This window comes from Aeromonas sp. MdU4, from assembly GCF_041929505.1.
Lineage (GTDB): Bacteria > Pseudomonadota > Gammaproteobacteria > Enterobacterales > Aeromonadaceae > Aeromonas.
Map to the genome: position 1 here is coordinate 53,094 of NZ_JBHFMW010000044.1, position 26,649 is coordinate 79,742.

At 59.5% G+C, this 26,649-nt stretch carries 22 protein-coding genes and 1 other RNA gene; 11 read left to right on the forward strand and 12 right to left on the reverse strand.

Annotated elements, in window-relative coordinates:
- Positions 1-73: 73 nt before the first annotated feature.
- A complete protein-coding gene (locus tag ACE1BR_RS22160; RefSeq protein ID WP_374874124.1) occupies positions 74-700 on the reverse strand; it encodes a 3'-5' exonuclease in 627 nt (208 codons plus the stop codon).
- A 2-nt stretch (positions 701-702) separates the two neighbouring features.
- Positions 703-2,490 (reverse strand): putative nucleotidyltransferase substrate binding domain-containing protein, encoded by a 1,788-nt coding sequence (locus ACE1BR_RS22165; protein WP_374874126.1) that lies wholly within the window; start codon positions 2,488-2,490, stop codon positions 703-705.
- Positions 2,491-2,656: 166 nt separating this feature from the next.
- Here ACE1BR_RS22165 and ACE1BR_RS22170 point away from each other — a divergent pair, with 166 nt between their 5' ends.
- Positions 2,657-3,463, forward strand: coding sequence for a crotonase/enoyl-CoA hydratase family protein (locus ACE1BR_RS22170; protein WP_374874128.1), 807 nt, complete (start codon positions 2,657-2,659; stop codon positions 3,461-3,463).
- A gap of 70 nt (positions 3,464-3,533) precedes the next feature.
- On the opposite strand, the gene ACE1BR_RS22175 is transcribed toward ACE1BR_RS22170, so the two are convergent.
- Positions 3,534-5,033: an alanine/glycine:cation symporter family protein gene (locus ACE1BR_RS22175; protein WP_374874130.1), complete on the reverse strand. Its 1,500-nt coding sequence runs from the start codon at positions 5,031-5,033 to the stop codon at positions 3,534-3,536.
- Positions 5,034-5,381: 348 nt separating this feature from the next.
- On the opposite strand from ACE1BR_RS22175, the gene ACE1BR_RS22180 reads away from it, so the two are divergent.
- Positions 5,382-5,819 carry a GNAT family N-acetyltransferase gene (locus tag ACE1BR_RS22180; RefSeq protein ID WP_374874132.1) on the forward strand — a complete coding sequence of 146 codons (438 nt, stop codon included), beginning with the start codon at positions 5,382-5,384 and terminating at the stop codon, positions 5,817-5,819.
- A 25-nt stretch (positions 5,820-5,844) separates the two neighbouring features.
- Positions 5,845-6,651 carry a zinc-dependent peptidase gene (locus tag ACE1BR_RS22185; protein ID WP_374874134.1) on the forward strand — a complete coding sequence of 269 codons (807 nt, stop codon included), beginning with the start codon at positions 5,845-5,847 and terminating at the stop codon, positions 6,649-6,651.
- An 81-nt stretch (positions 6,652-6,732) separates the two neighbouring features.
- Here ACE1BR_RS22185 and ACE1BR_RS22190 read toward each other — a convergent pair whose 3' ends face one another.
- From ACE1BR_RS22190 to ACE1BR_RS22230, 9 genes are all read right to left on the reverse strand, one after another.
- A complete protein-coding gene (locus ACE1BR_RS22190) occupies positions 6,733-7,329 on the reverse strand; it encodes an acetate uptake transporter (protein WP_374874136.1) in 597 nt (198 codons plus the stop codon).
- Between the two features lie 225 nt (positions 7,330-7,554).
- The gene (locus ACE1BR_RS22195; protein WP_374874138.1) at positions 7,555-10,503 is read right to left on the reverse strand and encodes a DUF748 domain-containing protein; all 2,949 of its coding nucleotides are present in this window, start codon (positions 10,501-10,503) and stop codon (positions 7,555-7,557) included.
- A gap of 52 nt (positions 10,504-10,555) precedes the next feature.
- Entirely contained in the window at positions 10,556-11,317 is a 762-nt protein-coding gene (locus tag ACE1BR_RS22200) for a substrate-binding periplasmic protein (protein WP_374874140.1), read from the reverse strand.
- A 36-nt stretch (positions 11,318-11,353) separates the two neighbouring features.
- Entirely contained in the window at positions 11,354-11,764 is a 411-nt protein-coding gene (locus ACE1BR_RS22205; protein ID WP_374874142.1) for a MerR family DNA-binding transcriptional regulator, read from the reverse strand.
- A gap of 2 nt (positions 11,765-11,766) precedes the next feature.
- Positions 11,767-12,717, reverse strand: coding sequence for a hydroxymethylglutaryl-CoA lyase (locus ACE1BR_RS22210; RefSeq protein ID WP_374874168.1), 951 nt, complete (start codon positions 12,715-12,717; stop codon positions 11,767-11,769).
- Between the two features lie 14 nt (positions 12,718-12,731).
- A complete protein-coding gene (locus ACE1BR_RS22215; RefSeq protein ID WP_374874144.1) occupies positions 12,732-14,720 on the reverse strand; it encodes an acetyl/propionyl/methylcrotonyl-CoA carboxylase subunit alpha in 1,989 nt (662 codons plus the stop codon).
- On the reverse strand, positions 14,717-15,553 hold the full coding sequence (locus ACE1BR_RS22220; RefSeq protein WP_374874146.1) for an enoyl-CoA hydratase-related protein: 837 nt from the start codon (positions 15,551-15,553) through the stop codon (positions 14,717-14,719). Before ACE1BR_RS22220 ends, ACE1BR_RS22215 begins: the two co-directional genes overlap by 4 nt.
- 11 nt (positions 15,554-15,564) lie before the next feature.
- Positions 15,565-17,184: a carboxyl transferase domain-containing protein gene (locus ACE1BR_RS22225; protein ID WP_374874148.1), complete on the reverse strand. Its 1,620-nt coding sequence runs from the start codon at positions 17,182-17,184 to the stop codon at positions 15,565-15,567.
- Positions 17,181-18,323, reverse strand: a complete 1,143-nt coding sequence (locus ACE1BR_RS22230; RefSeq protein ID WP_374874150.1) for an isovaleryl-CoA dehydrogenase — start codon at positions 18,321-18,323, stop codon at positions 17,181-17,183. Before ACE1BR_RS22230 ends, ACE1BR_RS22225 begins: the two co-directional genes overlap by 4 nt.
- 318 nt (positions 18,324-18,641) lie before the next feature.
- Between ACE1BR_RS22230 and ACE1BR_RS22235 the strand changes: the two genes are divergently transcribed.
- The 8 genes from ACE1BR_RS22235 (at position 18,642) to ffs (ending at position 26,497) form a co-directional block, all read left to right on the forward strand.
- Positions 18,642-19,799, forward strand: coding sequence for an acyl-CoA dehydrogenase family protein (locus ACE1BR_RS22235; RefSeq protein ID WP_374874152.1), 1,158 nt, complete (start codon positions 18,642-18,644; stop codon positions 19,797-19,799).
- Between the two features lie 103 nt (positions 19,800-19,902).
- Complete coding sequence (locus tag ACE1BR_RS22240) at positions 19,903-20,700, forward strand: enoyl-CoA hydratase (RefSeq protein ID WP_374874154.1); 798 nt, start codon at positions 19,903-19,905, stop codon at positions 20,698-20,700.
- Positions 20,693-21,811 (forward strand): enoyl-CoA hydratase/isomerase family protein, encoded by a 1,119-nt coding sequence (locus tag ACE1BR_RS22245; RefSeq protein ID WP_374874156.1) that lies wholly within the window; start codon positions 20,693-20,695, stop codon positions 21,809-21,811. Before ACE1BR_RS22240 ends, ACE1BR_RS22245 begins: the two co-directional genes overlap by 8 nt.
- Positions 21,812-21,861: 50 nt before the next feature.
- Entirely contained in the window at positions 21,862-22,773 is a 912-nt protein-coding gene (gene mmsB / locus ACE1BR_RS22250) for a 3-hydroxyisobutyrate dehydrogenase (protein ID WP_374874158.1), read from the forward strand.
- 75 nt (positions 22,774-22,848) lie between these two features.
- The gene (locus ACE1BR_RS22255; RefSeq protein WP_374874160.1) at positions 22,849-23,610 is read left to right on the forward strand and encodes an SDR family oxidoreductase; all 762 of its coding nucleotides are present in this window, start codon (positions 22,849-22,851) and stop codon (positions 23,608-23,610) included.
- 359 nt (positions 23,611-23,969) lie between these two features.
- Positions 23,970-25,406, forward strand: coding sequence for an arginine-ornithine antiporter (gene arcD / locus ACE1BR_RS22260; RefSeq protein WP_374874162.1), 1,437 nt, complete (start codon positions 23,970-23,972; stop codon positions 25,404-25,406).
- A 103-nt stretch (positions 25,407-25,509) separates the two neighbouring features.
- On the forward strand, positions 25,510-26,298 hold the full coding sequence (locus ACE1BR_RS22265) for a sulfite exporter TauE/SafE family protein (RefSeq protein ID WP_374874164.1): 789 nt from the start codon (positions 25,510-25,512) through the stop codon (positions 26,296-26,298).
- Positions 26,299-26,400: 102 nt separating this feature from the next.
- Positions 26,401-26,497: signal recognition particle sRNA small type (gene ffs / locus ACE1BR_RS22270), an RNA gene on the forward strand.
- Positions 26,498-26,649 lie beyond the last annotated feature (152 nt).

Below are 26,649 nucleotides of genomic sequence, written 5' to 3' on the forward strand. Positions count from 1 at the left end.
GATGGGGTAACCCCGACGAGCAGGTAATCTGCCCATGTAATCAAAATGTGAATTAAATGTTATTTGTCGACAATTAGACTTTGGGATAAGCCAGTGGCGAGCCGCAGGTCAGGCGCAGGTAGATGAGCGCGGCCGTGGTGGCATCGGCAAGGGCATCGTGGGCGGGCAGGGATGGCAGTTCAAGGTGGCTGCAGATGGCATTCAAGTGGAGGTCAATAGCCGCATCGGGATAGCGGCGATAGAGGTGGTCATGATAAAGCTGGCTCACCTCGATCCCTCGCTGGGGCAGGGTCAATCCCCACAATTTCTGGCAGGCGAGATTGAGAATGCGCAGGTCGTAGGCGATGTGATAGCCCACCAGTTCACGGGGGCCGATAAAGTGAAGCAGCAGGCGCAGCGCGGCTTCCAGCGTCATTCCCTGTTGCAGATCCTGATGGCGCAGACCGTGGATCACCACCGACTGTTCGCTAAGGGAGGCGGGCGCTTGCACCTTGATGGCGAGCGCCTCGCCGGTCAGCAGCCGGTTACCCTGAATGTGCACCGCCCCGATGGAGACGATCTCGGCCCGCTCGGGATCAAGGCTGGTGGTCTCGAAATCGATGGCGACCCGTTCATTTTCCGGTGGGGTGGCAAAGAGCGGTGCGAACTCGCCAGTTCTAAACGCACGGCCATACCAGTAGCGTCGAGCGCGGCTCAACATGGCTATTGTCTCAGACGAAAGTGCAAGGTGAGCCACTGCTGGAACTTCTTCACCTGATGCAGTGCCTGGCGCAGCAGATCCCGTTCGCTGTGGCTGAGCTCGCTTGTCTGCACCCGGCTGTTGCCCCCTTTGAGCTGGCTGCGCAGTCGCAACCGGATAAAGAGCCGAAACGCCTCCGCCAGATTACTGCCATAGTCGGCACTGAGCCGCTCGGCGGCCACCAGCGCATCTATTCGTCCCAGGGTCGAGGTCTCCAGTATTCCCGCCTCAATGGCCAGCATGCGGATGCCGTGTACCAGCGGGAACAGGCCGCCCCGCTTCAGATCCAGCCCTTCCGGTGGCTGCTCCAGCCGGCCAAACAGGGTGAGCGGGGCATGAAAGGCCACCGCCGGTCGCACCATCTCCGCCAGCAGATCCCGCCTGTCGGCCAGCTGCTCGCGCAGCGCTCTGGCAACCGGCAGATGCAGCTGGCGATCCCCCGCGATGGGGTGGGCGTCAGCCAGGGTGGCGAGCCAGAGCAGCTCATCCTCTTTTGCCATGGTGCAGGCGCTGGCAATGGCGCTTTGCCACTCGCTGCCCGTTTTTACCCAGGCAGGATTGTTCACCATCACTTGCCCCGGGCAGAGCGGGTAGCCGAGGCGCTCCAGCAGGGCGCTGAATTCGGCCAGATCGGCTGCCTGGGTGGGCCAAGCCAGCCCTTCTGGCAGGATCAGGGCATTGTCCTGATCGGTTTTTAGGATCTGCTCGCCACGTCCCTCCGAGCCCAGCATCAGCAGACAGACCTTCTCTTGCACCTCGGGCGGGATCACCAGCGCAAAGGCCTTGGCGATGAGCTGTTCATTGATGGTAGCGATCAGCTTCATCAAAAAGGCGGTGTGGATCCCCTGGGCAAACAGCGAACGGGTCAGCTGCTGTTGTTCGCGGGCTACCGCCTCCAGCGCCGGCAGGCTGTCGGCGCGGGCGATACGCAGGGTCAGCACGTGGGAGTGGGTAGAGAAGAGTCCCAGCACTTGGGTCAGCTGCAGGATCCCCGCCACCTCGTTACCCTGCCAGATCACCAGCCGTTTGATGCGATGACGAGTCATTAGCAGCAAAGCGTCAAACAGATAACTTTCCAGCGGCAGACCGATGAGCTCGGTCGGTGTTAGTACCGAGAGGGGCGCTGTCAGCGGTAACCCCTTGAGGGTCAGGGCATGGAGCAAGGTCTTGCGGGTTGCCAGCGTGAGGGAGCCGTCATGAGCGGGGTAGAGCAGGCAATCGGTCCCCTTGCTCACCATGGCTTCGGTGGCGGCGAGGAGCGAGAGCCTGCTGTCGACGATAAGCGGCGCTTGCAAATGGCTAGGTTCGATGCGGGTTAGGATAAATTCCGCCAGATTCTTCTGTCCCAGCTGTTCGCGTTGTTCCTGTTGGCGCTGCCGCTCGGCCAGATTGGCGGTGAAGTAGCTGGCAAACTGCGAGTCTTGTTCGCAGAGAGAGAGAAAGACCGAGCGGGGAATGAGCTGGCAGAGGGTGTCTTCCAGCGCCGTAAAGACATGGCGGCAGTGGCCGTCAAACTGGGCGCGCACGTCGAACAGATCATCGACCCCGTAATCACCAAACTGGTGGTGAGGTGCCGATTCTTCCACCGCCCCCTTGATGATGAGATAGAGTCCGGGAGGCTCGTCCCCCTCCTTGAGCAGCATCTCCCCGGCCCGAAAATAGCAGAGCGAGAGGTGGCGGGAGAGCTGCTCACGCGCCTCTGCATCCAGCCGGTCAAACGGTGGTCTGGCAAAATTGAACAGAATTGACATGACGGCGTCCTCGGGCGGGATAAGGCACCCCTTGTGCCCAGTGTGACAAAGGGGAACCACGCCGACCAGCCGACTTTAGTCTCAGCTGTACCGTTTGTTCACACTCTGATAACTTGGTGGTATGACCAGTGTATTTATTATCGGGATCAAGGAGAGGACAGGGGAGATGGAAAAACCAAGGGTCAAGTGCGAGATCTACGACGGCATCGCCGAAGTGATGCTGGTGCGGGGAGAAAAACTCAATGCACTGGACAGGGCCATGTTCAGCGCTATCGATGAGACGCTGACGCAACTTGCACAACTGAAGGGATTGCGAGCGGTGATCCTGCACGGGGAGGGGCGGGCTTTTTGTGCCGGGCTGGATGTGAAATCGATGCTGCGCCAGCCGGTTGCCGCCCTCGATATTCTCAAACGCGAGGCAGACGCGGCGACCAATCTGGCCCAGCGGGTCGCCTATGGCTGGCATCAGCTGCCAGTGCCGGTAATTGCGGTCACCCAAGGGGTCTGTTTTGGTGGTGGCTTGCAGATTGCCCTTGGCGCCGATTTTCGGTTCAGCACCCCTGATTGCCGTTTCTCGGTGATGGAGATCAAGTGGGGCATCATCCCTGACATGAGTGGCAGCGTCACCATGCGCAACCTGATGGGGCTGGATACCGCCATGGAGCTGGCCATGAGCGGGCGCGAGCTGGATGCGGTCGAGGCCAAATCCCTCGGGATGGTGAGCCGGGTTTGCACCGATCCGCTGGTGGAAGCGCGGGAGTTTGCCCGCACCCTCATCACCAAATCGCCTGATGCACTGGCTGGGATCAAGCAACTCTACAGTCAGGCCTGGGCCCGCAGTGACGATGCGATGCTCAAAGAAGAGACCCGGCTGCAAAAGCAGATTTTGGGACGCCCCAATCAGTGGCGAGCCACCTTCAATACTCTGTTTCACTGGAGGCTGCCATTCGGGCCACGCCGCAATCCGCTCTGAGATGAGGTGACAGGAAAAAGAAATGGCAGCCGAGGCTGCCATTTCTATTGATGTCTTATGTCGTTCTGGTTCAGGAGGTCTTGCGATCCTGATCCGGCTCGAACTGATGGCCCGATCTCTCCAGCTCCAGGTTCTCTTCGGAGCGTTTGCCCACCCAGTAATCGGCGTTCTTGATGCCGAGCTTCTCCGGGTGGAATACGGGGTCAATCCCTTGTGCCTGCTGTGCTTCATAATCCTTCAGACAGGTGAAGGCGGTCTTTTGCAGCAGCAGAATGGCGATGATGTTGAGCCAGGCCATCAGGCCAACCCCGATATCACCCATGCCCCACGCCAGATCCGCCGTCTTGACGGTGCCGTAGACAGTGGCGGCCATCAGCGCAATCTTCAGCAAGAAGGTGAGCCAGGGGCGATTTATCTTGCGGTTGATGTAGGCGATGTTAGTTTCGGCGATGTAGTAGTAGGCAACGATGGTGGTGAACGCGAAGAAGAACAGCGCGATAGCCACGAAAATGCTGCCAAAGCCCGGCATCATGCTCTCCATGGCGGTCTGCACATAGCCCGGGCCCGCAGCGATACCGGCAATACCGGTGTAGAGGGCGGCGCCGTCCGGCCCTTGTACGTTATAGAGGCCGGTGATCAGCAGCATAAAGCCGGTGGCGGAGCAGACGAACAGGGTGTCGATATAGACGGAGAACGCCTGTACCAGACCCTGTTTGGCCGGGTGGCTTACTGCCGCAGCAGAGGAGGCGTGAGGTCCGGTACCCTGACCCGCTTCGTTGGAGTAGACCCCGCGCTTCACACCCCACATGATGGCCAGACCCAGAATGGCACCGAAACCGGCATCCATCCCGAAGGCGCTCTTCCAGATCAGCAGGATCACGCCCGGCAGGGCAGAGATGTTGAGGGCGATAATGACGCAAGCCACGATGATGTAGCCGAGCGCCATAAAGGGCACCACGGTACTGGCGAAGCTGGCGATACGCTTGACGCCGCCGAAGATGATGAAGCCGAGCAGCAGTGCCAGACCGGCCGCGGTGACGTTCGGATCGATATTAAACGCAGTCTGCAGGCTGGCGCCGATGGAGTTGGCTTGCACGCCCGGCAACAACACACCGCAGGCGAAGATGGTGGCGATGGCGAAGGTCCAGGCGTACCACTTCATGCCAAGCCCTTTCTCGATGTAGAAGGCCGGGCCGCCGCGGTATTCACCGTTGATCTTCTCTTTGTAAACCTGACCCAGGGTAGATTCCACGAAAGCGGAGCTGGCGCCGAGGAAGGCCACCATCCACATCCAGAACAGGGCGCCCGGGCCACCGAAGGTGATGGCGGTGGCCACACCTGCAATGTTACCGGTACCGACGCGACCGGCCAGGGTCATGGCCAGCGCCTGGAAGGAGGAGACCCCCGCATCCGTGCTCTTGCCATCAAACATCAGCCGGATCATCTCCTTGATGTGACGCAGTTGCAAAAAACGGGTGCGCAGGGAGAAGTAGAGACCAACCCCCAGACACAGGTAGATGAGCGCAGGGCTCCAGATTACACCATTGATGGCATTGACGATTTCATTCATGTACAACAACTCCTTTGTTGTGTTTGTGGCGCTGTCTTGGCGAGATCTTGGCCTCGCTCTCTGTCACTGTTTTCGGCCCTGACTGTTAACAATCCAGTTAACAAACGAGCACGGGGTTGAGGGGTTAAGCAGAGCGCAAAGGCGCGCCATGCATGGCTTGTAACATATCGAGTTGTATCGGTGCTTCCCAGCTAAAAATGTTGTTTTGTTGCAAATTTGTGAATTGACAAGGGTGGGTGGATAATGGCAGGCAGCGTTTTCTATGAGTAAAGATGAGATCCTCCTTGTTGATCTGCGCCGAGCAATGTGACGGGCGTAACACATTGGAAAGCAAACATGAGGCCAACAATGAAACATACCTCTGACATATTGACGATCCGTTCCCCCGAGGCCGACGACGGGAGCGCAATCGCCTACCTGTTCACACAATTGGGGTATCCTGCCGAAGGTTGTGACGTGACGGCGCGCCTGTTGGCGCCGGATCCCGCGAGCGTTGTGCTGCTCGCCTCCCAGGCTGACAAGGTGGTCGGCGTGCTGGTGTGGCACAGGCTGGCACCGCTGCATGTTGCACCAGCGTGGGGCCTGATCTCGGCGCTAGTTGTCGATGAAGGGGCAAGAGGGGCGGGAGTGGGCGCAGCCTTGCTCAGGCGAGCCGAAGAGATGGCGCGGGTCGCAGGTTGCGCCCAGCTGGAGCTCTCAAGCAGCCTCAAACGCGAAGCGGCCCACCGTTTCTATCTGGCGCAGGATTACCAGGAGCGGCCGAAGCGATTCGTCAAACTGTTGTGAATGCAAAACAAGAGAAGGAGCATGCGTGCTGGGATGGTTCAACTGGTTTCGTGACCGTGGTGCAGTGAAGATGCGCGAAGAAGAGGAGAGTCTGTGGCGGTTGGCATTGCAGGCAGTGCCTATTTTGCAGGGGCTGAGCGATGCTGAACAGATGCAGCTGATGCTGCTGGGGCAACTGTTGCACAAGCGCAAGACCCTGACCCAGATCGGCGTTGACCTCAGTGAGCGCCAACAGGCGGTATTGATGTTGCAGGCTGCGTTGCCCATTCTCCATCTGGGGCTTGACTGGTATCGCGGCTTTCACGAAATCATCATCATTCCTGAACCTGTCACGCGCAGGCAGGAGGTGCAGGATGAGTTCGGGCTGGTGAGCGAAGTTGAAGACGAGAACGCTGGTGAATCCTGGCCGCAAGGACCGCTGGTGCTGGCCTGGAGCGAGCTGCAACAGGATGGTGACTGGGATGGTTTCAATCTGGTGATCCACGAACTGGTCCACAAGCTCGACATGCTGGGCGGCGAAGCAGATGGTGCGCCCCCGTTGCCGGGGCAGATGAGCAGACCGCTGTGGCATCAGGTATTTCAGGCCGCCTTTGATGAGCTATGCCAGCAGCTTGACCGGGACGAGGTGACCGCCATCGATCCCTATGCCGCTGAGCATCCCGCCGAATTTTTTGCCGTTAGCTGTGAGTGCTTTTTTACCGATCCGCTGCGACTTCGTAGCGTCTATCCCGAGGTCTACCGCCAGCTGAGCCTGCTGTTTGGTCAGGATCCGGCGAGTCGTTTTCCGCCGACCCGTCTATTAGCCGGAGAGGGGGATAGTCGGTTGTTGTGAATCCTGAGCAGCAAATCCAGCATCGTAGAAAGCAAAAAGGCACCCGAAGGTGCCTTTTTCACAAACTGAGTCACTTGCCTATCAAGCAGCGGCTTTCAGATTGACTGCAGCGGCTTTTTTGTGATCGCCGATCGGCATCACGGTGCGGCCGAACTGCTCGTTGATCACGGTGGCCATGGCCAGGTAGATGGCGCTGGCGCCACAGATGATGCCTTCGAAACCGGCGATGGTGCCGATCAGGGTGCTGCCAGTGAAGTCACGGGCGGCCAGCAGGAAGAACAGCACGGTCAGGGAAGCAAACACGAACTGCTTGGCACGCGGGTAGTTGACAGTACCGACCAGCATGAACAGGGTGAAGACACCCCACAGCAGCAGATACCAGCCCATGTAGGCGTGCGGGGTGGCTTCGGCCAGACCCATGGTCGGCATGACCAGCAGGAACACCAGGCTCAACCAGAAGAAACCGTAGGAGATAAAGGCGGTCACACCGAAGGTGTTGCCACGTTTGTATTCCATGATACCCGCGACGATCTGTGCCATACCGCCGTAGCACAGGCCCATGGCCAGGATCATGGCGCTGATGGGGAAGAAACCTGCGTTGTGGATGTTCAGCAGGATGGTGGTCATACCGAAACCCATCAGACCCAGAGGGGCAGGGTTGGCCAATTTTTCGCTCACGTGGCGTTCTCCAAAAATAGAGGTGGGTGTTAATAAAAGACGCGCGATTTTAGGCAGGCTATGACGCGCCCGCAAGGGGGGAGGGGATATAAATCGTAAAAAAACTACGTGATTATTTGTGCCAGAGGCCAAATGCTCACCAAATCAGGCTGTTTGGTGAGCAAAAGGTGTCAAAATAGTTGAGTGGTTGTATTTAAATTACGTTTTTAGCGATGGCGGTCGTATTTACTCATCCAGCGTTAGTATCACTTTTGCCTCCTTGTCCTCTTCCTTGACCTGGCTGTCGAGTACGAACAGTCGCTCCGGGGTTATCCCTTGGGTATCGACCAGAAACTCTTTGGTATTTTGTGCACGACGCATGGCGAGATTACGCAGGGACTTTGCAGTAATAAGTTGCTGATCCCGCAACAGGATCACTGCCTGGCTGCGCAGGGCCGCACTCTCTTCATCCAGATGAAGGCGATCGGCCAGATCTGCCAGATCTTCGGAGAATCGTTCTTCATAGGCCTGTGCCAGCGCTTTTTGCAGATCCGGATCCTGCTCGAGCAGATCCAGATCGACCGGATTGCCGGTGAGTTTGGCCAACGCCCGCTCCAGCTTCTGGCGCTGCAGGATGGGGCGCTCCTCGTTGAAGTTGACCTTGCCGCGAATATTCATGCTGAGTTTTGGTCGCTCCTTGAGGGCCTGTGCCAGCTTGACCAGTTTATCCTGTTGGGTTTGAGTCAGGTCGGGGTCGCCTGGCAAAAACACTATTTCGTCGAGATCTTCACTGCCGCCAGCCAGCGAGGCAAGCAAAGAGAAGGGGGAGGTGATCGCTTTGCTCAGGGTGTTGCCCAGCACATCCCAGAAGATGTTGCCGAGGCTGAAGTCCGGCTGATCCAGATTGCCTTTTACCTTGAGGTTCATCTGGATGACGCCGTTAGCATCGCTCAGCAGAGCAATGGCCAGACCGAGTGGCAAATCTTTGGCCTGCTCGCTCTTGATCTTCTCACCCAGTTGCAATTTCTTGATGGTGATATCGTTATCCCCTTCGAGGCGCTTTCCTTCCAGTTTGTAGTGGAGCTTCACCGAGAGCTGCCCTTTGTCGATGGCATAACCGGCATAGGTGCCTGAGTAGGGGGTAAAGGTAGTCAGCTCCAGATTGTGGAAGGCGACTGCAATATCGAGTACGGGATCTGCGACCAGCAGATTGGTTCCGCCGCGAATGGTCACCGGCGCATAGCGATCCACCTTGCCGTTAAAGGCAAGTTCGGAGCGTTGCCCGGGGATGTTGCTGATATGGCGGCTTTTGCCGCCGAGGGAGGCAATATCGGCCACGAAATCCTGGCTCAGGCTGCGATCGGCAAAGCGCAGATTACCCTGTTCGGTGTGCAGTTCATCGATAGTGAATTGAAATGCAGGTGCAGCTTTGCTGCCCTTGCTCTGGGACGTTCCGGATTTCTCCTTGGCCGATGTCGGGCTGGTCAGCAACAGTTGCTGAATGTTGCTGACACCCTTTTCGTTGATCTCGATACGGGCGAAAGGTTTGGTCAGCGTCACATCCTTGATCTTCATCTTCTGGCTGATGCCGTCGTAATCGAGACCGGTCAGCTTCAGAGCGTTGATCTCGAGCAGTCGCTGGTTATCGGCCCGATCGATAACCTTGAGGGTGTTGACGTCGAGCCCTCCTTGCAGGGTCAGCTTCTCCAGCGCCCCTTCGGGAGTGGTGGCCAGTATCAGCCTGGTTTTACTGCTTAGCTTGCCGTCTTTCACCTTGATCCGTAGCAGTTCGGCCAGATAGGGCTGGGCTAGCGCAAGGGGAAGCGACTGCTGCATTATCTCGCCGCCAAGGGTAAAGGGGGCCAGAGTCAGTTGGCCATCAAAAGCAAGGGGGCTTTGTTGATTCAAGCTGGTAGAGAGGGTCAGCTTGCTCTGCTGTTCTCCCTTGCTGCCCAGTGGACCAAGTGCAACCTTGAGGCCGGCAAGTTGGCGCACCAGTGGTTTACCACTGCTGGATTCGGTTAGCGTGAGGTCACCTTTATCGATGGCGATCTGGTTGATCTGCCACAACCATGGCTTGTTGTTGGCGGGTTTGGCCTCTTTCGTTTCTTTGAGCGACTTGACTGGCGGTTGCTCGATCAGCAACTCGGCCAGATCCAGCTTTTGTTGTTCGTTGAGGATGGCTTTCAGCTGTGGCTGATGCAGGGTGATCTTGCCGATATGCAGGGATTGCTTGTTGCCATCGATCGCTAGATCGCTGAGGGCAAGCTGATTGAAGCGTGCAAATTCAGCACCCTTGCCCTGTTTCAGTTGCCAGTTATCGAGTGCCAACTTGCCTTTTGACAGCTGCCATTCCACTCCGTTTTTGCCATTTTTCAGCTGATATTCCACCTCGGCACCGGCTTGTCCCTTAGCCAGAGCCAGCTTGAGATAGGGGGCCCAGAGCGGAGCAAAGGGGGGAATATCGAGCTGATCCAGACTCACTTTGCCCTGGCCCATCCCGCTCATCACATCGAGTTTGCCATGGGCAACGAGGCTGCTGTTGCCGTTGATGGCTGCGCTCAGTTGATAGGTTGTTGGGTGGTTTGCCTCTGTACGCAGGTTATCGAGCTTAAGGGTTACTTTTTCCAGATTGAGGGGCGGCAACCAGCCGGGTTCTCCCTGTTTGCGCTGATCCTGATAGCGAATATGGCCGTCAGTAACGGAGATGCTGGCAATATCGAGCAGCAAAGGATCGCTTGTCGTCTCGGGTTGGGAGGAGGGGGCCGGTGCGAGCAAAGTAGCCAGCGAATCAGTCAGATTGAGCCGAAATCCTCCTTTTTTGTCCACCAGCCGCTCTAGCTGCACCACCGGTTTGGTCAGCGTCACGTTGGCAAGAACAACCCCCTTCTGTTGCCAACTTGCTTGCAGGTTGGGGGTGATCCAGAGCTGTTCAAAGCGGACAATCGGCTGCTGCTTGTCATCTAGCAGGGCGCTTTGGCCAACCGAGAGGGATGGTTGACGCAAGCCGACCTTGATTTCCCCCAGGGTTAGCTGGAGGCCATAGTGCTCTGCCAGCCATCCAGGTAGATAGCGCTGGATCAGCCGGGGTGTTTGCCATAGCAACAACATGGTGAGAATAGTCAGTAGCAGAAAAGCGTAAGCCAGGTAGCGCAACAAGCGGACTTTGGGGGACGCGGGCATAGTGGTCTTCATTTGATGCACTCCCATTAGGTATCGTCTATGGTACCTAAAAGCTGGATATTAATCATGGAGTTGCGTGATCTTGTACGCCGTACTTTGTCCAAAGGTGGTCCAGCTCCCCCTTCTCTTGCAATATCGCGAGCCACTGTTCCAGTTGGTGTGGCGTTATCTCGGCATCCGGTGCGAGGATAGCTCGATGCTGGTAATGTTGATCCCATTTCTGTGAGATGAGTAGTCGTTCTCTGGCCTTCGGGTGGGTCAGCAGATATTGATTGAGATATGACACGTTGAGAATGGCGATTTCGCCACGTCCCTTGAGCAGGGCTTGCAGTGCACTGATATTGTCCTTGACCAGAATGATGTTCAGTGTGCGTTGCAAAAAGGCAGGATCGGCATTGAACTGACCGACACCGTAGTGATAACCCGTAACACCGATAAGATGATGCCGGGCGGGATCATCGAAAAAATGCTGATCTCTGTCTGACCGAGCAAGAGCCACATAAACCTCTCCACCACCGAGAAAGGGAGCGGTCATCCTGAATTGATCACTGCTCCAGCCCCATTTGACATCTTCAAACAGCATCATGGAAAAGCGACCGAGCGCGAGGGCTTTATAGCGGTTGGCGGCCGAGGTTGGGACAAAGATGAATTTAACCTCTTGCTGGATCTCGTTGAGTTTGGCGATAAGATCCAGCGTCAATCCCTCGTAGTCATGATCAGAGACTTTGATAACGAAGGGGGCATAGGGATAACCGCCAACCTTGATGAGGGGATGACTCCAACCGGACAGGCTGAATAGCAGCAACAACCAGCACCAATTTTTCATGGGATCCCCAAGACAATTGCATGATCCCAGATTCGGTTAATCTGCGCTGCTTTTCAAGCTGCCAAGGGAATTTACACAACGCTGCTCGGCCGCCTCCAGCTCGGCCATCACCATCTGGATATCTTCCAGCTGTTGGCGCAGGGTGTGACGTTTGGCTTCGATGAGCTGGATCATGGAGTGGAGCTGGGTTTTGCTCGACCGGTCGGTGTCATACATCTCGAACAGCTCGCGGATCTCGGCCAGGCTAAACCCCAGCCGTTTGCCACGCAGGGTCAACTTGAGCCGGATCTTGTCCCGGTGGCTGTAGATGCGGGTTTGTCCCTCCCTGGTCGGGGTGATGAGCCCCTCGTCCTCGTAGTAGCGGATGGTGCGCGGCGTGACATCGAACTCGTGGGCCAGATCCGAGATGCTGTAGGTGATCTCCTTGCCGGGCAGGGAACGGGACATGGTCATGACTCCTGTGGGTGGGCGAGTGGCTGGCAGAGGCGGGCGCGCAGCCGCTCGGCATTGGCGTGCAGGGCCTGACCGACTCGCGAGCCGTTGGGGCGGCCGAGCTGCTCGCTGACCCACTGGCCGGTAGCCGCCAGTTTGTCGAGATCCACCCCGGTCGTCATGCCAAGGCCGTGCAGCAGGTAGACCACCTCCTCTGACGCCACATTGCCGGAGGCACCCGGCGCATAGGGGCAGCCGCCAAGGCCTGCCACCGAGCAGTCGATGGTGCGAATACCGCGCTCCAGCGCGGGCAGCAGGTTGGCCAAGCCCTGACCGTAGGTGTCGTGAAAATGTACCGCGAGCCGACCCGCCGGGATCTCGTGCAGCACAGCATCCAGCATGGGCGCCACCGTACCCGGGGTGCCGACGCCGATGGTGTCCCCCAGCGAAATTTCGTGGCAGCCGAGATCCAGTAACTGTTCGGCCATGGCGGCGACCCGTTTCGGGCGAGTCGGGCCATCGAACGGGCAGGCGATGACGGTGGAGAGGTAGCCGCGCACCTTGATACCGAGGCGGCGTGCCTCCTGCACCAGCGGGGCGAAGCGCACCAGCGACTCCTCCACGCTGATGCCGATATTGGCCCGGGTAAAACCGTCGGAGCAGGCGGTGAAGAGGCCAATCTCATCGGCACGGGCGGCAATGGCAGCCTGCAAGCCTTGCAGATTGGGTACCAGAGCGCCGTAACGGGTCGGTCCCTTGCGCGGCAGTGACTCGAACAGCGCTGCAGAGTCCGCCATCTGCGGCACCTTTTTCGCAGAGACGAAGGCGCCGACCTCGATGCGCTGCAGACCGCTGTCGGCCAGTCGCTGGATCAGCTCCAGCCGCTGGATCAGTGTCAGCGGGTTGGCTTCATTTTGCAGGCCATCGCGCGGCCCCATCTCCACCAGACTGACCTTGTCATCTGGCATGGCTGCTCCTCTGTTCATGATCTACTCGCTTGTTGGTTGATGGCGTTCTCCTCTGGGGCTGCATCGGCAAAGCGTACCAGCACGGCCCCCTGGCTTACCTGTTCACCCTGCTTGCACTGGAGGGCCTCGATAACCCCGTCTCGCTCAGCTCGCAGTTGGTGCTCCATCTTCATCGCCTCCAGTACCAGCAGGGGTTGTCCCTTGCTGACCGTTTGTCCCTGCTCGACCAGAACGGCCACCACGATGCCGTGCATCGGGGCAATGGCGCCCTGTGCCTTCTCATTTGCCTGATCATGGTGGTGATCGTGTTGTTGATCATCGGCCGTGAAACGGATGCGCTGACCCGCCAGGGTCATGACAAAAGTTGCATCCGTGCCTGAGACCGAATGGATGGGGATCTGCTGCCAGCAGCCCCCCTGTTGCAGCCGGATATGATCGTCACCTCTCTGGTAGCAAAAGACCTCTCCTTGCCACGCAAACTGGCCGTCATGATCGTTAAGGGTCAATACCCGGCGCTCATCATCGATGCGCACCGCCGCCGCCCAGCAGCGATCCGGTCCCAGCCGAAATCCGCAGGCTTGCTGCCAGGGGGAGGGGCCCGCAGGGCGGCTCGCCAGCCAGAGGGTGGCCAGCGGCCAGGCAAGATCAGGAATGGGTTGTGCTGTGATGGGGATGGGCCACTGGGTATGGTGGCCCATGGCCAAGACGTCAGGCTCTTCACACAGGCGCAGCAGCAGCGGGCCGTTGTGCACTAGCGGGCCGAGATCCAGTGCAGCCAGCGCATCGGCCAGTTTGGCGAACGCCTCGGCGCGGCTCTGACCGTGGGCGATCAGCTTGGCGATCATGGGATCGTAATAGGGGCTCACCTCATCGCCAGCGGTAACGCCGGTGTCGATGCGCACGCCAACGGGCCAGTGCAGCCAGTGGATAGGCCCGCTGGCAGGCAGAAAACCGGCCGCCACATCCTCGGCGTAGAGGCGCGCCTCCACCGCATGGCCGCGCAGCACCACTTCCTCCTGAGTGAGTGGCAGCGGCTTGCCCTCGGCCACGGCCAGCTGCCAGGCCACCAGATCCTGTCCGGTCACCGCTTCGGTGACCGGATGCTCTACCTGCAGCCGGGTGTTCATCTCCATAAAGAAGAACTCATCCTTGCAGAGCAGAAATTCGATGGTGCCAGCCCCCTGATAGTGGATGGCCTTGGCTGCGGCCACGGCCGCGTCCCCCATGGCGCGCCGCAGAGCCGGAGGGATGTCGGGGGCGGGCGCCTCTTCAATCACCTTCTGGTGGCGTCTCTGCAAGGAGCAATCCCTGTCCCCCAGATAGATGGCGTTGCCGAGGCTATCGGCAAAGATCTGCACTTCCACGTGACGAGCATGGGGCAGATAGCGCTCCAGCAGTACCCGATCGTCGCCAAAGGCGGCCTTGGCCTCCCGTTTGACTGCCGCCAGCGACTCGTCAAAGTCAGGCAGCTGATCGACCCGGCGCATCCCCTTGCCACCGCCGCCACTGGCCGCCTTAATAAGGAGCGGGAAGCCAATCTGGCTCGCCTGATCGCGCAAAAAGTCCGGCCGCTGATCCGTGCCGTGATAGCCGGGCAGTACAGGTACGCCAGCTGCCTGCATCAGCGCCTTGGCACCCGATTTTTCGCCCATGGCGAGAATGGCGGCGCCGCTTGGGCCGACAAAGCGCAAGCCACGCTGTTCGCAGGCGGTGGCAAAGTCGCTGTTTTCCGACAGAAAGCCGTAACCGGGATGGATGGCATCGGCACGCGCCTCTTTGGCAATCTTCAGCACCTTGCCGGTATCGAGATAGCTCTCTCTGGCCGGTGCGGGCCCCAGATGCCAGGCCTCATCTGCCTGACGGGTGTGCATGGCGTGGGCGTCGGCATCGGAGTAGAGGGCGATGGTGTGGATGCCGAGACGTTTCGCCGTCTTGATGATGCGCACGGCGATTTCGCCGCGGTTGGCGATCAGCAGACGTTTAATCGGGGTGTGATGGGTCATGTCTCATCCTTGAAACGGGGACGCCAGGCGGGAGGGCGTTTGTCGAAGAAGGCCTGCATCCCCTCCTGAGCTTCGAGCCCCACCCGAACTCGGGCGATGGTCTCGACGGTTCTCTCTTCGTGCAGGCGGGAAGGGTGGGCCTCTATCGCCGCTAGCAGCCGTTTGGTCTCTTTCATCGCCTCCGGCCCGTTGCGGCACAGACGAAGGGCCTGCGCCCGTCCCTCTGCCAGAAGTTGATCCGGCTTGCAGAGTTGGTGCGCCACATTGAGTCGACAGGCGGTGATGGCATCGAATGGCTCGGCACTGAGCATATAGCGGCGTGCCTGACGCATCCCCATAGTGCGCACCACGTAGGGGCTGATCACCGCAGGTACCAGGCCTAGGCTCACCTCGGAGAGGCAGAAGCGGGCATCATCGCTGGCCAGCACCAGATCGCAGGCACAGATCAGCCCCAGCGCCCCGCCATAGGCGGCCCCTTGTACCAGCGCCACCGTGGGGAAGGGGAGCTCGTCGAGGGTCTGCATCAGCCGCGCCAGTACCCGGGCGTCTTCGCGATTGTGCTCGAAATCGGCGTGGGCCAGATTGCGCATCCAGTTGAGGTCGGCGCCCGCGCAAAAGTGTTTGCCTTCGGCCCGCAGCAGCAAAGCATGAGGACGTTCGGCGAGATCATGACCATGGAGATGGGCCAGATCATCGAGGCAGTCGAGCAGCCCCAGCATCAGGTCGGCATCAAAGGCGTTGTGGCGGGCCGGGCGCGATAGCACCAGCTCGGCCAGCGGGCCATGCCGCTCCAGCCGAAACGGGTTCTGGGAGGAAGTAAGTGGATCTGACATAGGTTTTCTCCTTACATCCGGAAGATGCCGTACTGCTCGGGTTCAATGCGGGCACCCTGACAGGCGGCGAGCGCCAGCGCCAGTACGGTGCGGCTTTGGGCCGGGTCGATGACGCCATCATCCCAGAGGCGGGCGCTGGCGTAGTAGGGGTGACCCTGGCGTTCATACTGTTCTATCACCGGGGCGCGGATGGCGGCCGCCTCCTGCTCGCTCAATGGTTTGCCCTCGGCCGCCAGCTTGTCCCGGCGCACCTGCACTAGCACTCCGGCCGCCTGCTCGCCCCCCATGACGGAGATGCGGCTGTTGGGCCAGCTAAAGAGAAAATCGGGTTCATAGGCACGCCCGCACATGCCGTAGTTGCCAGCGCCAAAGCTGCCGCCGACGATCAGGGTGATCTTGGGCACCCGGCTGCAGGCCACGGCGGTGACCAGCTTGGCGCCATGCTTGGCGATTCCCTCTTTTTCTGCGCTGCTCCCCACCATAAAGCCGGTGATGTTCTGCAAAAAGAGCAGCGGAATGGCGCGTCGGTTACAGAGCTGGATAAAGTGAGCGCCTTTCTGGGCGCTGTCGCTGTGCAGCACGCCGTTGTTGGCGAGGAGGCCCACCTCCATGCCGCAGATCCGGGCAAAGCCGGTCACCAGTGTGGTGCCGAACAGCGCCTTGAATTCGTCGAAGTCCGAGCCATCCACCAGTCGGGCGATCAGCTCGCGGGCGTCATAAGGGCGTTTGAGGCTGGTGCCCACCAGACCGTAGAGATCCTCTATGGGGTAGGCTGGCTCATCGTAACTAGGGCTGCCCGATGCCAAACCCGAGAGCGGAGAATGGTCATTGCCCAGATGGGTGAGCAGGGTACGGGCGATGGCCAGCGCGTGGGCATCGTCACGGGCCATGTAATCAGCAACGCCGGAGTGGGCGCAGTGTACCTCGGCGCCGCCCAGGGCCTCGGCGCTGATCTCCTCGCCGGTGGCAGCCTTGACCAGTGGCGGGCCTGCCAGAAAGATGGTGGCCTGTTCCCTGACCATGATCGACTCGTCCGCCATGGCGGGCACGTAGGCGCCACCGGCAGTGCAGAGTCCCATCACCACCGCCAGCTGCGGAATGTTCTGGGCCGACATGCGGGCCTGGTTGTAGAAGATGCGGCCAAAGTGATCCCGGTCGGGGAACACCTCATCCTGCATCGGCAGGAAGGCACCGCCGGAATCCACCAGATAGAGGCAGGGGAGGCGCAGCCGCTCGGCGATGGCTTGGGCGCGCAGGTGCTTTTTCACCGTGAGCGGGTAGTAGGTGCCTCCCTTCACTGTGGCATCGTTCACCACCAGCATGCACAGGCGCCCAGAGACCCGGCCAATGCCGGTGATGATGCCGGCGGCGGGCACCGGTTCGTCATAGACCTGCCAGCCAGCCAGCGCCGAGAGTTCGAGAAAGGGGAAGCCCGGGTCCAGCAACTGGTTAATACGCTCGCGGGGCAGCAGCTTGCCGCGGGCCTGATGGCGGGCGTTGTTGGCCGCGCCACCCCCTTGCGCGATCTCGGCAATGCGGGCATTGAGATCGTCGACCAGTGCCTGCATGGCGGCCCGATTGGCCTCATAGTTGGGACTGGCGGTATCGAGGCGGGAGTGGATCCTGCTCATGCATTATCCCCCATCAGCTCGCGGCCGATGAGCCAGCGGCGGATCTCCGAGGTGCCGGCGCCGATCTCGTAGAGCTTGGCATCCCGCAGCAGGCGACCGGTGGGATAATCGTTGATGTAGCCGTTGCCGCCGAGCAGCTGGATGGCATCGAGCGCCATCTGGGTTGCATTTTCGGCGGCAAACAGGATGGCGGCGGCGCAATCCTTGCGGCTGGTGCGGCCCTGATCGCAGGCGCTCGCCACCGAATAGACCAGCGCCCGGCTGCTGGCTAGGCGGGTATACATATCAGCCAGCTTGCCTTGCACCAGCTGGAACTCGCCGATGGGCTGGCCGAACTGCTTGCGCTCACGCACATAGGGGAGCACCACGTCCATGCAGGCCTGCATGATGCCAAGGGGGCCCGCTGCCAGCACTACTCGCTCGTAATCCAAGCCGCTCATCAGCACCTTGACTCCGCCGTGCAGGGGGCCGAGCAGGTTTTCCTGCGGCACGTGGCAGTTGTCAAACACCAGCTCGCAGGTGCTGGATCCGCGCATACCGAGCTTGTCGAGCTTCTGGGCAGTAGTGAAACCGGGAGTGCCCACCTCGACGATAAAGGCGGAAATTCCTTTGGGACCGGCGGCGGGATCGGTCTTGGCATAGATGACGAAGGTGTCGGCATCCGGGCCGTTGGTGATCCACATCTTGTTGCCGTTCAGCACGAAGTGATCGCCCTCGCGTACGGCAGTCAGGCGCATGCTGACCACGTCGGATCCCGCGCCCGGTTCGCTCATGGCGAGCGCCCCCACATGCTCGCCGCTCACCAGCGGTGGCAGGTAGCGGGCTTTCTGCTCCGGCGTGCCGTGGCGGTGGATCTGGTTGATGCAGAGGTTGGAGTGGGCGCCGTAGGAGAGGCCGACCGAGGCGCTGGCGCGGCTCACCTGCTCCATCACCAGTACGTGGGCCAGATAGCCGAGGTTCACCCCGTCATACTCCTCTGCCACCGTGATGCCGTGCAGACCCAGCTCACCCATTTGGGGCCAGAGATCACGGGGGAAGGCGTTGTTCTGATCGATCTCGCTGGCGCGCGGGGCGATCACTTTCTGGCAGAAGGCCGCAACCTGTTCGGTCAGGGCATTCAGGGTCTCATCCATCTGCATCCATGCTCTCCTTGCGGATATGACAGTCGGGTAGGAAGGTTGGCTCGACCGGTAGACTCGGCGTCACGACTGGTAGTGGTCGGTCCATTTTTGTACTTCACTTCTGTCTTAAGTTTACGTTAGCGTAAACGTAAATCAATTGTTAATCTGTTGTGTGTCGATAGAGAGGTGGTAGTGAGAGAGTCATCAGCTACCACAACAACAGCCCATAGTGGCAGATCCAAATGACCAGTGTGTGAGCGCCGTGTCATGAAGCGCTAACTCAGGAAAATAAGCGCGGGACAATAAGCGCGGGGCAACAAGGGAGCGAACGACAAGATGGATTTTACCCTGACCGATGATCAACAGGCGTATGTGGAGGCGGCGGCCGCTTTTGCCGACGAGGCGCTCAAACCCCATGCCGCACGCTGGGACAAGGAGCACGAGTTTCCCATACCCACCATCAAGCAGGCGGCCGAGCTCGGGTTTTGTGGTCTCTATACCCCGGAGCAGTTTGGCGGATTGGGGTTGCCACGCCTCGATGCGAGTCTCATCTTCGAGCGCCTCGCCATGGGTTGCACTTCTACTACGGCGTATCTGACCATCCACAACATGGTGAGCTGGATGCTGGGCAGCTGGTTGCCCACCGAGGTCGCCGAGCAGTGGGTGCCCAAGCTGGCCAGCGGCGAGCTGCTGGGTTCCTATTGCCTCACCGAGCCGGGAGCGGGTTCCGATGCGGCGGCACTCAAGACCCGAGCAATTCGCGAAGGTGACAGCTATCTCATTGAGGGAACCAAGGTCTTTATCTCGGGGGCGGGCAGTACCGACGTGCTGGTGGTGATGGCCCGAACCGGTGGTGAAGGTGCGAAAGGGATCTCTGCCTTTATGGTACCGGCAGATACCCTCGGCGTGAGTTATGGCAAGGCAGAAGAGAAGCTGGGCTGGAACAGCCAGCCTACCCGGGAGGTCGTTTTCAACGGGGTTCGCATTCCTGCCTGCTATCGGTTGGGCGAAGAGGGAGAAGGGTTCAGATTCGCCATGCAAGCCCTCGATGGTGGGCGCATCAATATCGCCACCTGCTCGGTGGGTACTGCCCAGCAGGCGCTGAACGATGCGCTGGCCTATGTGCAGCAGCGCCAGCAATTTGGTCATCCGATCAGTGAATTCCAGAGTGTGCAGTTCCGCCTGGCCGACATGGCGACCGAACTGGCGGCAGCCCGTCTGCTGGTGCGGCAGGCGGCTGACAAGCTGGATCGCGGGGAGCCCGACAAGAGTGCCTGGTGTGCTATGGCCAAGCGGTTTGCCACCGATGTCGGTTATCGGGTATGCGATGAGGCTCTGCAACTCTTTGGTGGCTATGGTTATACCCGCGACTATCCCCTTGAGCGCTATCTGCGCGATACCCGGGTGCATCGCATTCTGGAGGGAACCAACGAGGTGATGCGACTCATCATCGCTCGCCGGCTGCTGGCCGAGCAGGGTTTGGCACTGATGTAGCGTCGTTCGACCCCTCAGTGGCGCCAGCTTTGTGAGCCAGTCACAGGTTGGTCCCATGCAACTCTGTCATCATGGCTATCGCTCTACGGACAAGGACAATGCAATGACAAGGATCAGGCTCGAATACCACGGCCACGTGGCCTACATCACCCTCGATCATCCACCCGCCAATACCTGGACGCTTGCCAGCCTGCAAGCTTTCCTGCGGATGATGGAAGAGCTCGACAGCCGCCCCGATGTGGTGGCGTTGGTGATCCGAGGGGCGGGCGAGAAGTTCTTCTGCGCTGGTGCTGACCTCAACTTGTTTGCCGATGGCAATGTCGAACAGGCTCGCGATGTGGCCGATGCGTTTGGTCGCGCATTCGAGGCGCTGGCCCGCTATCAGGGTGTAACCATCGCGGCCATCAACGGTTATGCCATGGGCGGTGGGTTGGAGGTGGCGCTGGCGTGCGATATCCGTATCGCTGAGCAGCAGGCGCTGCTGGGGTTGCCGGAGGCCTCGGTGGGGCTGTTGCCCTGCGCGGGGGGGACTCAGCGTCTGACCGAGTTGGTGGGGCCTGGCTGGGCCAAGCGAATGATCCTCTGTGGCGAGAAGGTGAGTGCGTCCCTTGCTTATGAGATCGGGCTGGTGGAAGAAGTAGTGAAAACCGGGCAGGCGTGGGAGGCCGCCCATCAGATGGCTCATCTGGTGGAGCGCCAGAGCCCGAGTGCCCTGCGCGCCTGCAAAATGTTGATCAATCAGGGACGCAGCGGCCCGCGTGATGCGGCGCTGCCGCTCGAACGAAGCCTCTTTCTCGAACTGTTTAACGATGCCAACCAGCGGGAAGGGGTGGCAGCGTTTCTCGAAAAACGCGCCCCGCACTGGCAGTACCAAAAGCCGGATGGAGCAACCCATGAGTGAGCCCGTACGTATAGCGACCCATCCGACGGCGGATGGCCATCAAATCGGGGTATTGACCCTCGATAGTCCGGGTTCGCTCAACGCCCTGAGCCTGCCGATGATCCGGCTGTTGCAGGACGCGCTGACCCGCTGGGAGCAGGATCCCGCCATCGTCTGCGTGCTGCTGCAGGGGATGGGCGAGAAGGCATTCTGTGCCGGTGGCGATATCCGTTCCTTCTACTACCGCAAGCAGGAGGCCAGTGAGGCGGAACTGTTCGGCTATGCCCGCGATTTTTTCGAGCAGGAGTATCGGCTCGATCACCACATCCACTGTTACCGCAAGCCCCTTGTCTGCGTGGCCGATGGCATCTGCATGGGCGGTGGGATAGGTCTGTTTGCCGGAGCCGATTTTCGGGTGGTGACCGAAAGAAGCCTGTTTGCCATGCCGGAGGTGACCATAGGGCTCTATCCCGATGTAGGGGCAAGCTGGTTTTTAAGCCGGATGCCGGGGCGACTCGGTCTCTGGCTTGGTCTCACCGGTGCTCGTTTCAACGGGGTGGATGCCATTGGCCTGGGGCTGGCGGATCACGCCATGGCCAGCAGTGAGCGAGCAGAGCTGTTGCACCGGCTGGCGGCACTCGACTGGTCAGCCGGTTGTGAGCCCAGTGAGCAGATCGATCTGCTGCTGCGCACGCTTCACAGAGGCGTCGCAGCACAACTGCCAGCGCCCGTGCTGCTGCCCCATCAACCAAAAATCGATGAGCTGCTGGCGGGGCGAACCTTGGCAGGCGTATTGGCAAGGTTGTTTGCTGCCCGATTTGACGAAACGGCGGGAGAGAGGGGGTTGGCCCAGGCGCAGGAGACCTGTCGTACCGGCAGCTCCATCAGCCGCGCCATCCTCTGGCGCCAATATTGGCAGGCTCGCCGTCAATCTCTTGCCGAGGTGTTTGCCGATGAGCTGACCCTTTCGGTCAACTGCGTGCTCAAGGGGGATTTCGTGGAAGGGGTGCGGGCGCTGCTTATCGACAAGGACAGGTCTCCCCACTGGCAGGAGCAGCCCGCCGAAGGGGATTGGCTGGACGAGTTCTATCGCTGGCCCCATGGGCACAACCCGTTGGCACGCAAGGGATAGGCACTAGTCTGGCAGCCGCGGCGCTATCAAGAACGCAAGGAGCAAGCAGAATGACAAAGATCGGATTTATCGGTCTGGGCAACATGGGTGGTCCCATGGCGGCCAATCTGGTTAAGGCGGGGCACACTGTTCAGGTGTTTGATCTGGTTGCGCAAAGTGTCGAGCGCGCCATTGCGGCGGGCTGCATTGCAGCAGGCGATGCTCGCCGGGCGGCGACTGGCTGTGATGTCGTCATCAGCATGTTGCCTGCCGGTGAGCATGCGCGCTCCCTCTGGTTGGGCGAGAGCGATGGTGAGCGGGGCGGGCAGGATCTGCTGGCGGCACTGCCAGTCGGTGTGCTGGTGATCGACTGTTCCACCATCGACGTGGCCTCTGCCCGTCAGGTGGGGAATGCGGCTCGTGCACGTGGCTTGCGCTTTATCGATGCCCCTGTCTCGGGCGGGGTCGCTGGGGCGGCGGCGGGTACGCTCACCTTTATCGTTGGCGGCGACGCGGCGGATTTCGAGGTGGCAAAACCCCTGCTTGCCTGTATGGGACAGAATCTGTTTCACGCAGGCACCCTGGGTGCCGGACAGATCGCCAAGATGTGCAACAACATGCTGCTTGCCATTCATATGGCGGGTACTGCCGAGGCGCTGGCGCTCGGAGTGAAGGAGGGGCTGGACCCCGCAGTGCTCTCCACCATCATGGGCAAGAGCTCCGGCAACAACTGGAGTCTGGAGCGCTACAACCCCTGGCCCGGGGTGATGGAGAACGTACCGGCTGCCCGCAACTATCAGGGGGGATTCATGACCCGGCTGATGGTGAAAGATCTTGGGCTCGCCATGGCGTTGGCCGAGCATGCCCACAGCGCCGTACCCATGGGGGCGCTCGCGCGCAACCTGTTCAATCTGCATGCGGCGCAGGGCGAGGGTGATCTGGATTTTTCCAGCATCGTCCGGCTTTATCTGGAAAAAGGCTGAGAGGAGTAGTGGCCGTTGGGCGCCATCTTGCGGCTTGATGGGTTCAGGCTATCGCTGGCATCACAAGGAGAGAGAATGGATATCAAGCAGAAGGTCATCGCCATTACCGGTGCTGGGCGGGGGCTGGGGCGGGCCATCGCCCTCAATCTTGCCAGTCAGGGAGCCGAACTGGCATTGATCGACCTCAATTCCACCGATCTGGCCGTGACGCAGACCGAGGTGCAAAACCGGGGCGGGCGGGGTGCCATTTTCGTCTGCAACGTGGCAAGCGAACCGGAAGTCGAGACGACTTTTGGTGCGATCAAGGGGCACTTTGGCCAGTTGCACGGGTTGATCAACTGCGCCGGTATTCTGCGCGATGGCATGTTGATCAAGGTGAAAGAGGGGGAGGTTGCAGAGAAGATGAGCCTGTCCCAGTGGCAGAGCGTCATCGACGTCAACCTTACCGGCACCTTCCTGTGCGGGCGTGAGGGGGCCGCACTGATGGCCACCGGCGGGGAGGGGGGCGTCATCATCAATATCTCTTCTATTGCCCGAGCGGGCAACATGGGTCAGAGCAACTATGCCGCCAGCAAGGCGGGAGTGGCTTCGCTGGTGGTGACCTGGGGGCGGGAGCTTGCCCGCCATGGTATCCGGGTGATGGGCATCGCCCCCGGGGTGTTTGCCACCGATATGACGGCGGCGATGAAACCGGAGGCGATGGCCCGGATGCAGCAGGCCATCCCGGTTGGCAAGCTGGGTGAAGCGCAGCAGCTGGCTGACACTGTTGCCTTCATCTTTGCCAACGATTACCTCAGCGGCCGGATGATCGAGCTGGATGGTGGTTTGCGTTTATAGGAATTTACAGAACGGGCCCCGGTGTTTCCACCGGGGCTTTTTTATGCAGACTATTTGTCCATCCTTGGTGTGCATGATGATGCATGGGAATCATCCGGGTCGGAGTGGCTCGACGAAAAAATGAGAAATATCAATGGGTCTTATTTAATTTGACCCAGCTCACAGGTCCATGAGCGTAGTGCTGTAAAATTGCGCGCGTTTCAAGACGGTACAGGTTTGACGATGCGAGGGATTGCGGTTGGCATAGTCATGCAATATAGTTGCCGCCTTTTTCATGGGGTCCGGATTTTCAGCCCCTCCCATATCGCGTGCAGTATGAATATGGACGCTCTGCCGCCGCTTAATTAAACAGGATTGAGATGGACAAGAAACTAGGGCTTGGCGCCCTCATTTCGCTGGTGATCGGCTCCATGGTCGGCGCCGGGGTCTTCAGTCTCCCACAGAATATTGCTGCACATGCCAGCGCCGGGGCGGTTGCTCTGGGTTGGACCATCACCGGTATTGGCATGATCTGCCTCGCGCTGGTGTATCAGAACCTCTCCATGCGTCGTCCGGATCTCGATGGTGGCATCTTCAGCTATGCCAAGGCCGGTTTCGGCGATTTCATCGGTTTCAATGCCGCTTGGGGTTACTGGCTCTGTCAACTGCTGGCCAACGTCTCCTACGCCATCGTGGTGTTCAGTGCGCTGAGCTATTTCTTTGACACGCCGGACAACGTCATCTTCGGTGACGGCAATACCCCGGTGGCCATCACCCTTGCTTCCATCCTGATCTGGTCGGTGCATGCCTTGGTGCTGCGCGGCATTCAGGTGGCAGCGCTGGTGAACATCGTTACCACTATCGCCAAGATGGTGCCGCTGATTGTCTTTAGCGTGGCGATCCTGCTCGCCTTCAACATGGAAACCTTCACGCTGGATATCTGGGGCCAGAGCAATCTGGCGCTGGGTTCTGTGATGGATCAGGTCAAGTCCACCATGAAGGTGACACTCTGGGTCTTCATCGGTATTGAAGGCGCTGTGGTGGTCTCTGCCCGTGCCCGTCATCGCAAGGATGTAGGCCGTGCCACTGTATTGGCATTGCTCGGTGCGCTGGCGCTCTACGTGATGGTAACCCTGTTCTCGCTGGGGGTGATGACTCAGCCCCAGCTCGCTCAGCTCAAGAACCCCTCTACCGCGATGATCCTGGAAGCGGTGGTCGGTCCCTGGGGCGCCTGGCTCATCAATATCGGTCTGGTCATCTCCGTCATGGGGGCCCTGCTGAGCTGGACCGTGCTGGCAGCCGAAGTGCCCTACATTGCGGGCAAGACCGGTGTCTTCCCTGCCTGGTTTGCCAAGGAGAACAAGAACGGTTCTCCGCAGGTGTCGCTCTGGTGTTCCACCTGTCTGGTGCAGATCTTCCTGATCATCATCTACTTCCAGAACAGCACCTATCTGGCTTTGGTCAACATTGCCACCTCGGCGGCGCTGGTGCCCTATGTATTCTCCGGTGCCTACGGTCTGAAACTGGCCCTGAAAGGAGAGACCTATCAGGGCCAACCGCATCAGCGCAAACGTGACCTGCTGCTGGCGTTGGTCGCTACCGTCTACGGTTGCTGGCTGGTCTATGCCGCAGGTGTCGAGTATCTGCTGCTGGTGGCTTTGCTTTATAGTCCGGGCATCTTCATCTACTGGAAGGCGCGTCAACACCATGGTTTGCGTGGCCTCAACCGGCTGGAGCAGGGGATGACAGCGGCCTTGCTCGGCTGTGCCGTGCTGGCCTTCTACAAGGTGATGGACGGTTCCATCCCCTTGAGCTGACAAGTACCTAAAGAGATGGCCCAAGGGCCATCTCTTTTTTCATACTGCTCTTGTTTTGTATTCGGGCCGGTTTGGCCATTTTCCGTTTATAACAGGAATTTTTATGCTGTTTGTGGGTTATCTGCTGCTGGGGGCATTTGCGGGGATTCTGGCCGGTCTGTTCGGGATTGGTGGCGGTTTAATCATTGTGCCCGTACTGGTCATGAGCTTTCGTGCTCAAGGTGTCGATCCTGACATCATCACTCATCTGGCTCTTGGGACCTCACTACCAACCATGATCTTTACCGGTTTCAGTTCGCTTAGGGCTCATCAGGAGGCGGGTGCTGTTGACTGGGTGGTGATCCGTCGTCTGGGGGCCGGCATGCTGCTCGGCGCCTGGTTGGGCGGTATGACCGCCAATCTGCTCAGTGCCAGCACCCTTAACATCATTATCGGTTGCTTTGCCTGGACCATGGCGCTGCAAATGGGGTTGAACCTCAAACCCAAGGCGGAGCGGCACCTGCCCGGTGCATTGGGTACCGGCATCGCTGGCACCGTTATCGGCTGGATGTCGGCCCTGTTTGGCATTGGCGGTGGCTCGCTGACCGTGCCCTATCTCAGCTGGAATAGTGTGCCCATGCGCAACGCAGTGGCTGCCTCTGCTGCTTGCAGCATGCCCATCGCGCTGGCGGGTAGCCTGAGCTATCTCTATGCAGGCTGGGGACATGCAGATCTGCCCGAGTGGAGTGTTGGTTACATCTATCTGCCAGCCCTGCTGGGGATTGTGCTGACCAGTACCCAGTTTGCCCGGATTGGCGCCAGGCTGGCACATCGCCTATCCGCCAAGCGCCTTAAGCAAGCCTTTGCCCTGTTGATGCTGCTGGTGGGTGCAAAATTCATGCTCTTTAGCTGAAGCATTGGCCAGTTTGTTGAAAAATAAGGCAAACGATCTATCGAAAGGCAGAAAGCCATTGCATTGAAAGCCCAGTTTGCCTATTCTCCTCGCCGGTGGTCCTATTGGTCCTCTCGCATTGATAACCCGTCGACCTGGTCAGGACCGGAAGGTAGCAGCCAAGGCGGGGGACTCGAGTGCCGGGATGTGGCTGGTAGGGCCACCACTTGTTTCTGCAATTCAATAAGTTACCTTCCAAGCGCCCTTGGTCATCCACTTTATGTGGACGATGAGGAGCTCATTGATGAATCTCTGGCTCAGTCCCCACGGCATCTGGTATTACCGGAAAGTCACTACGCTCCCCTGTGGTCG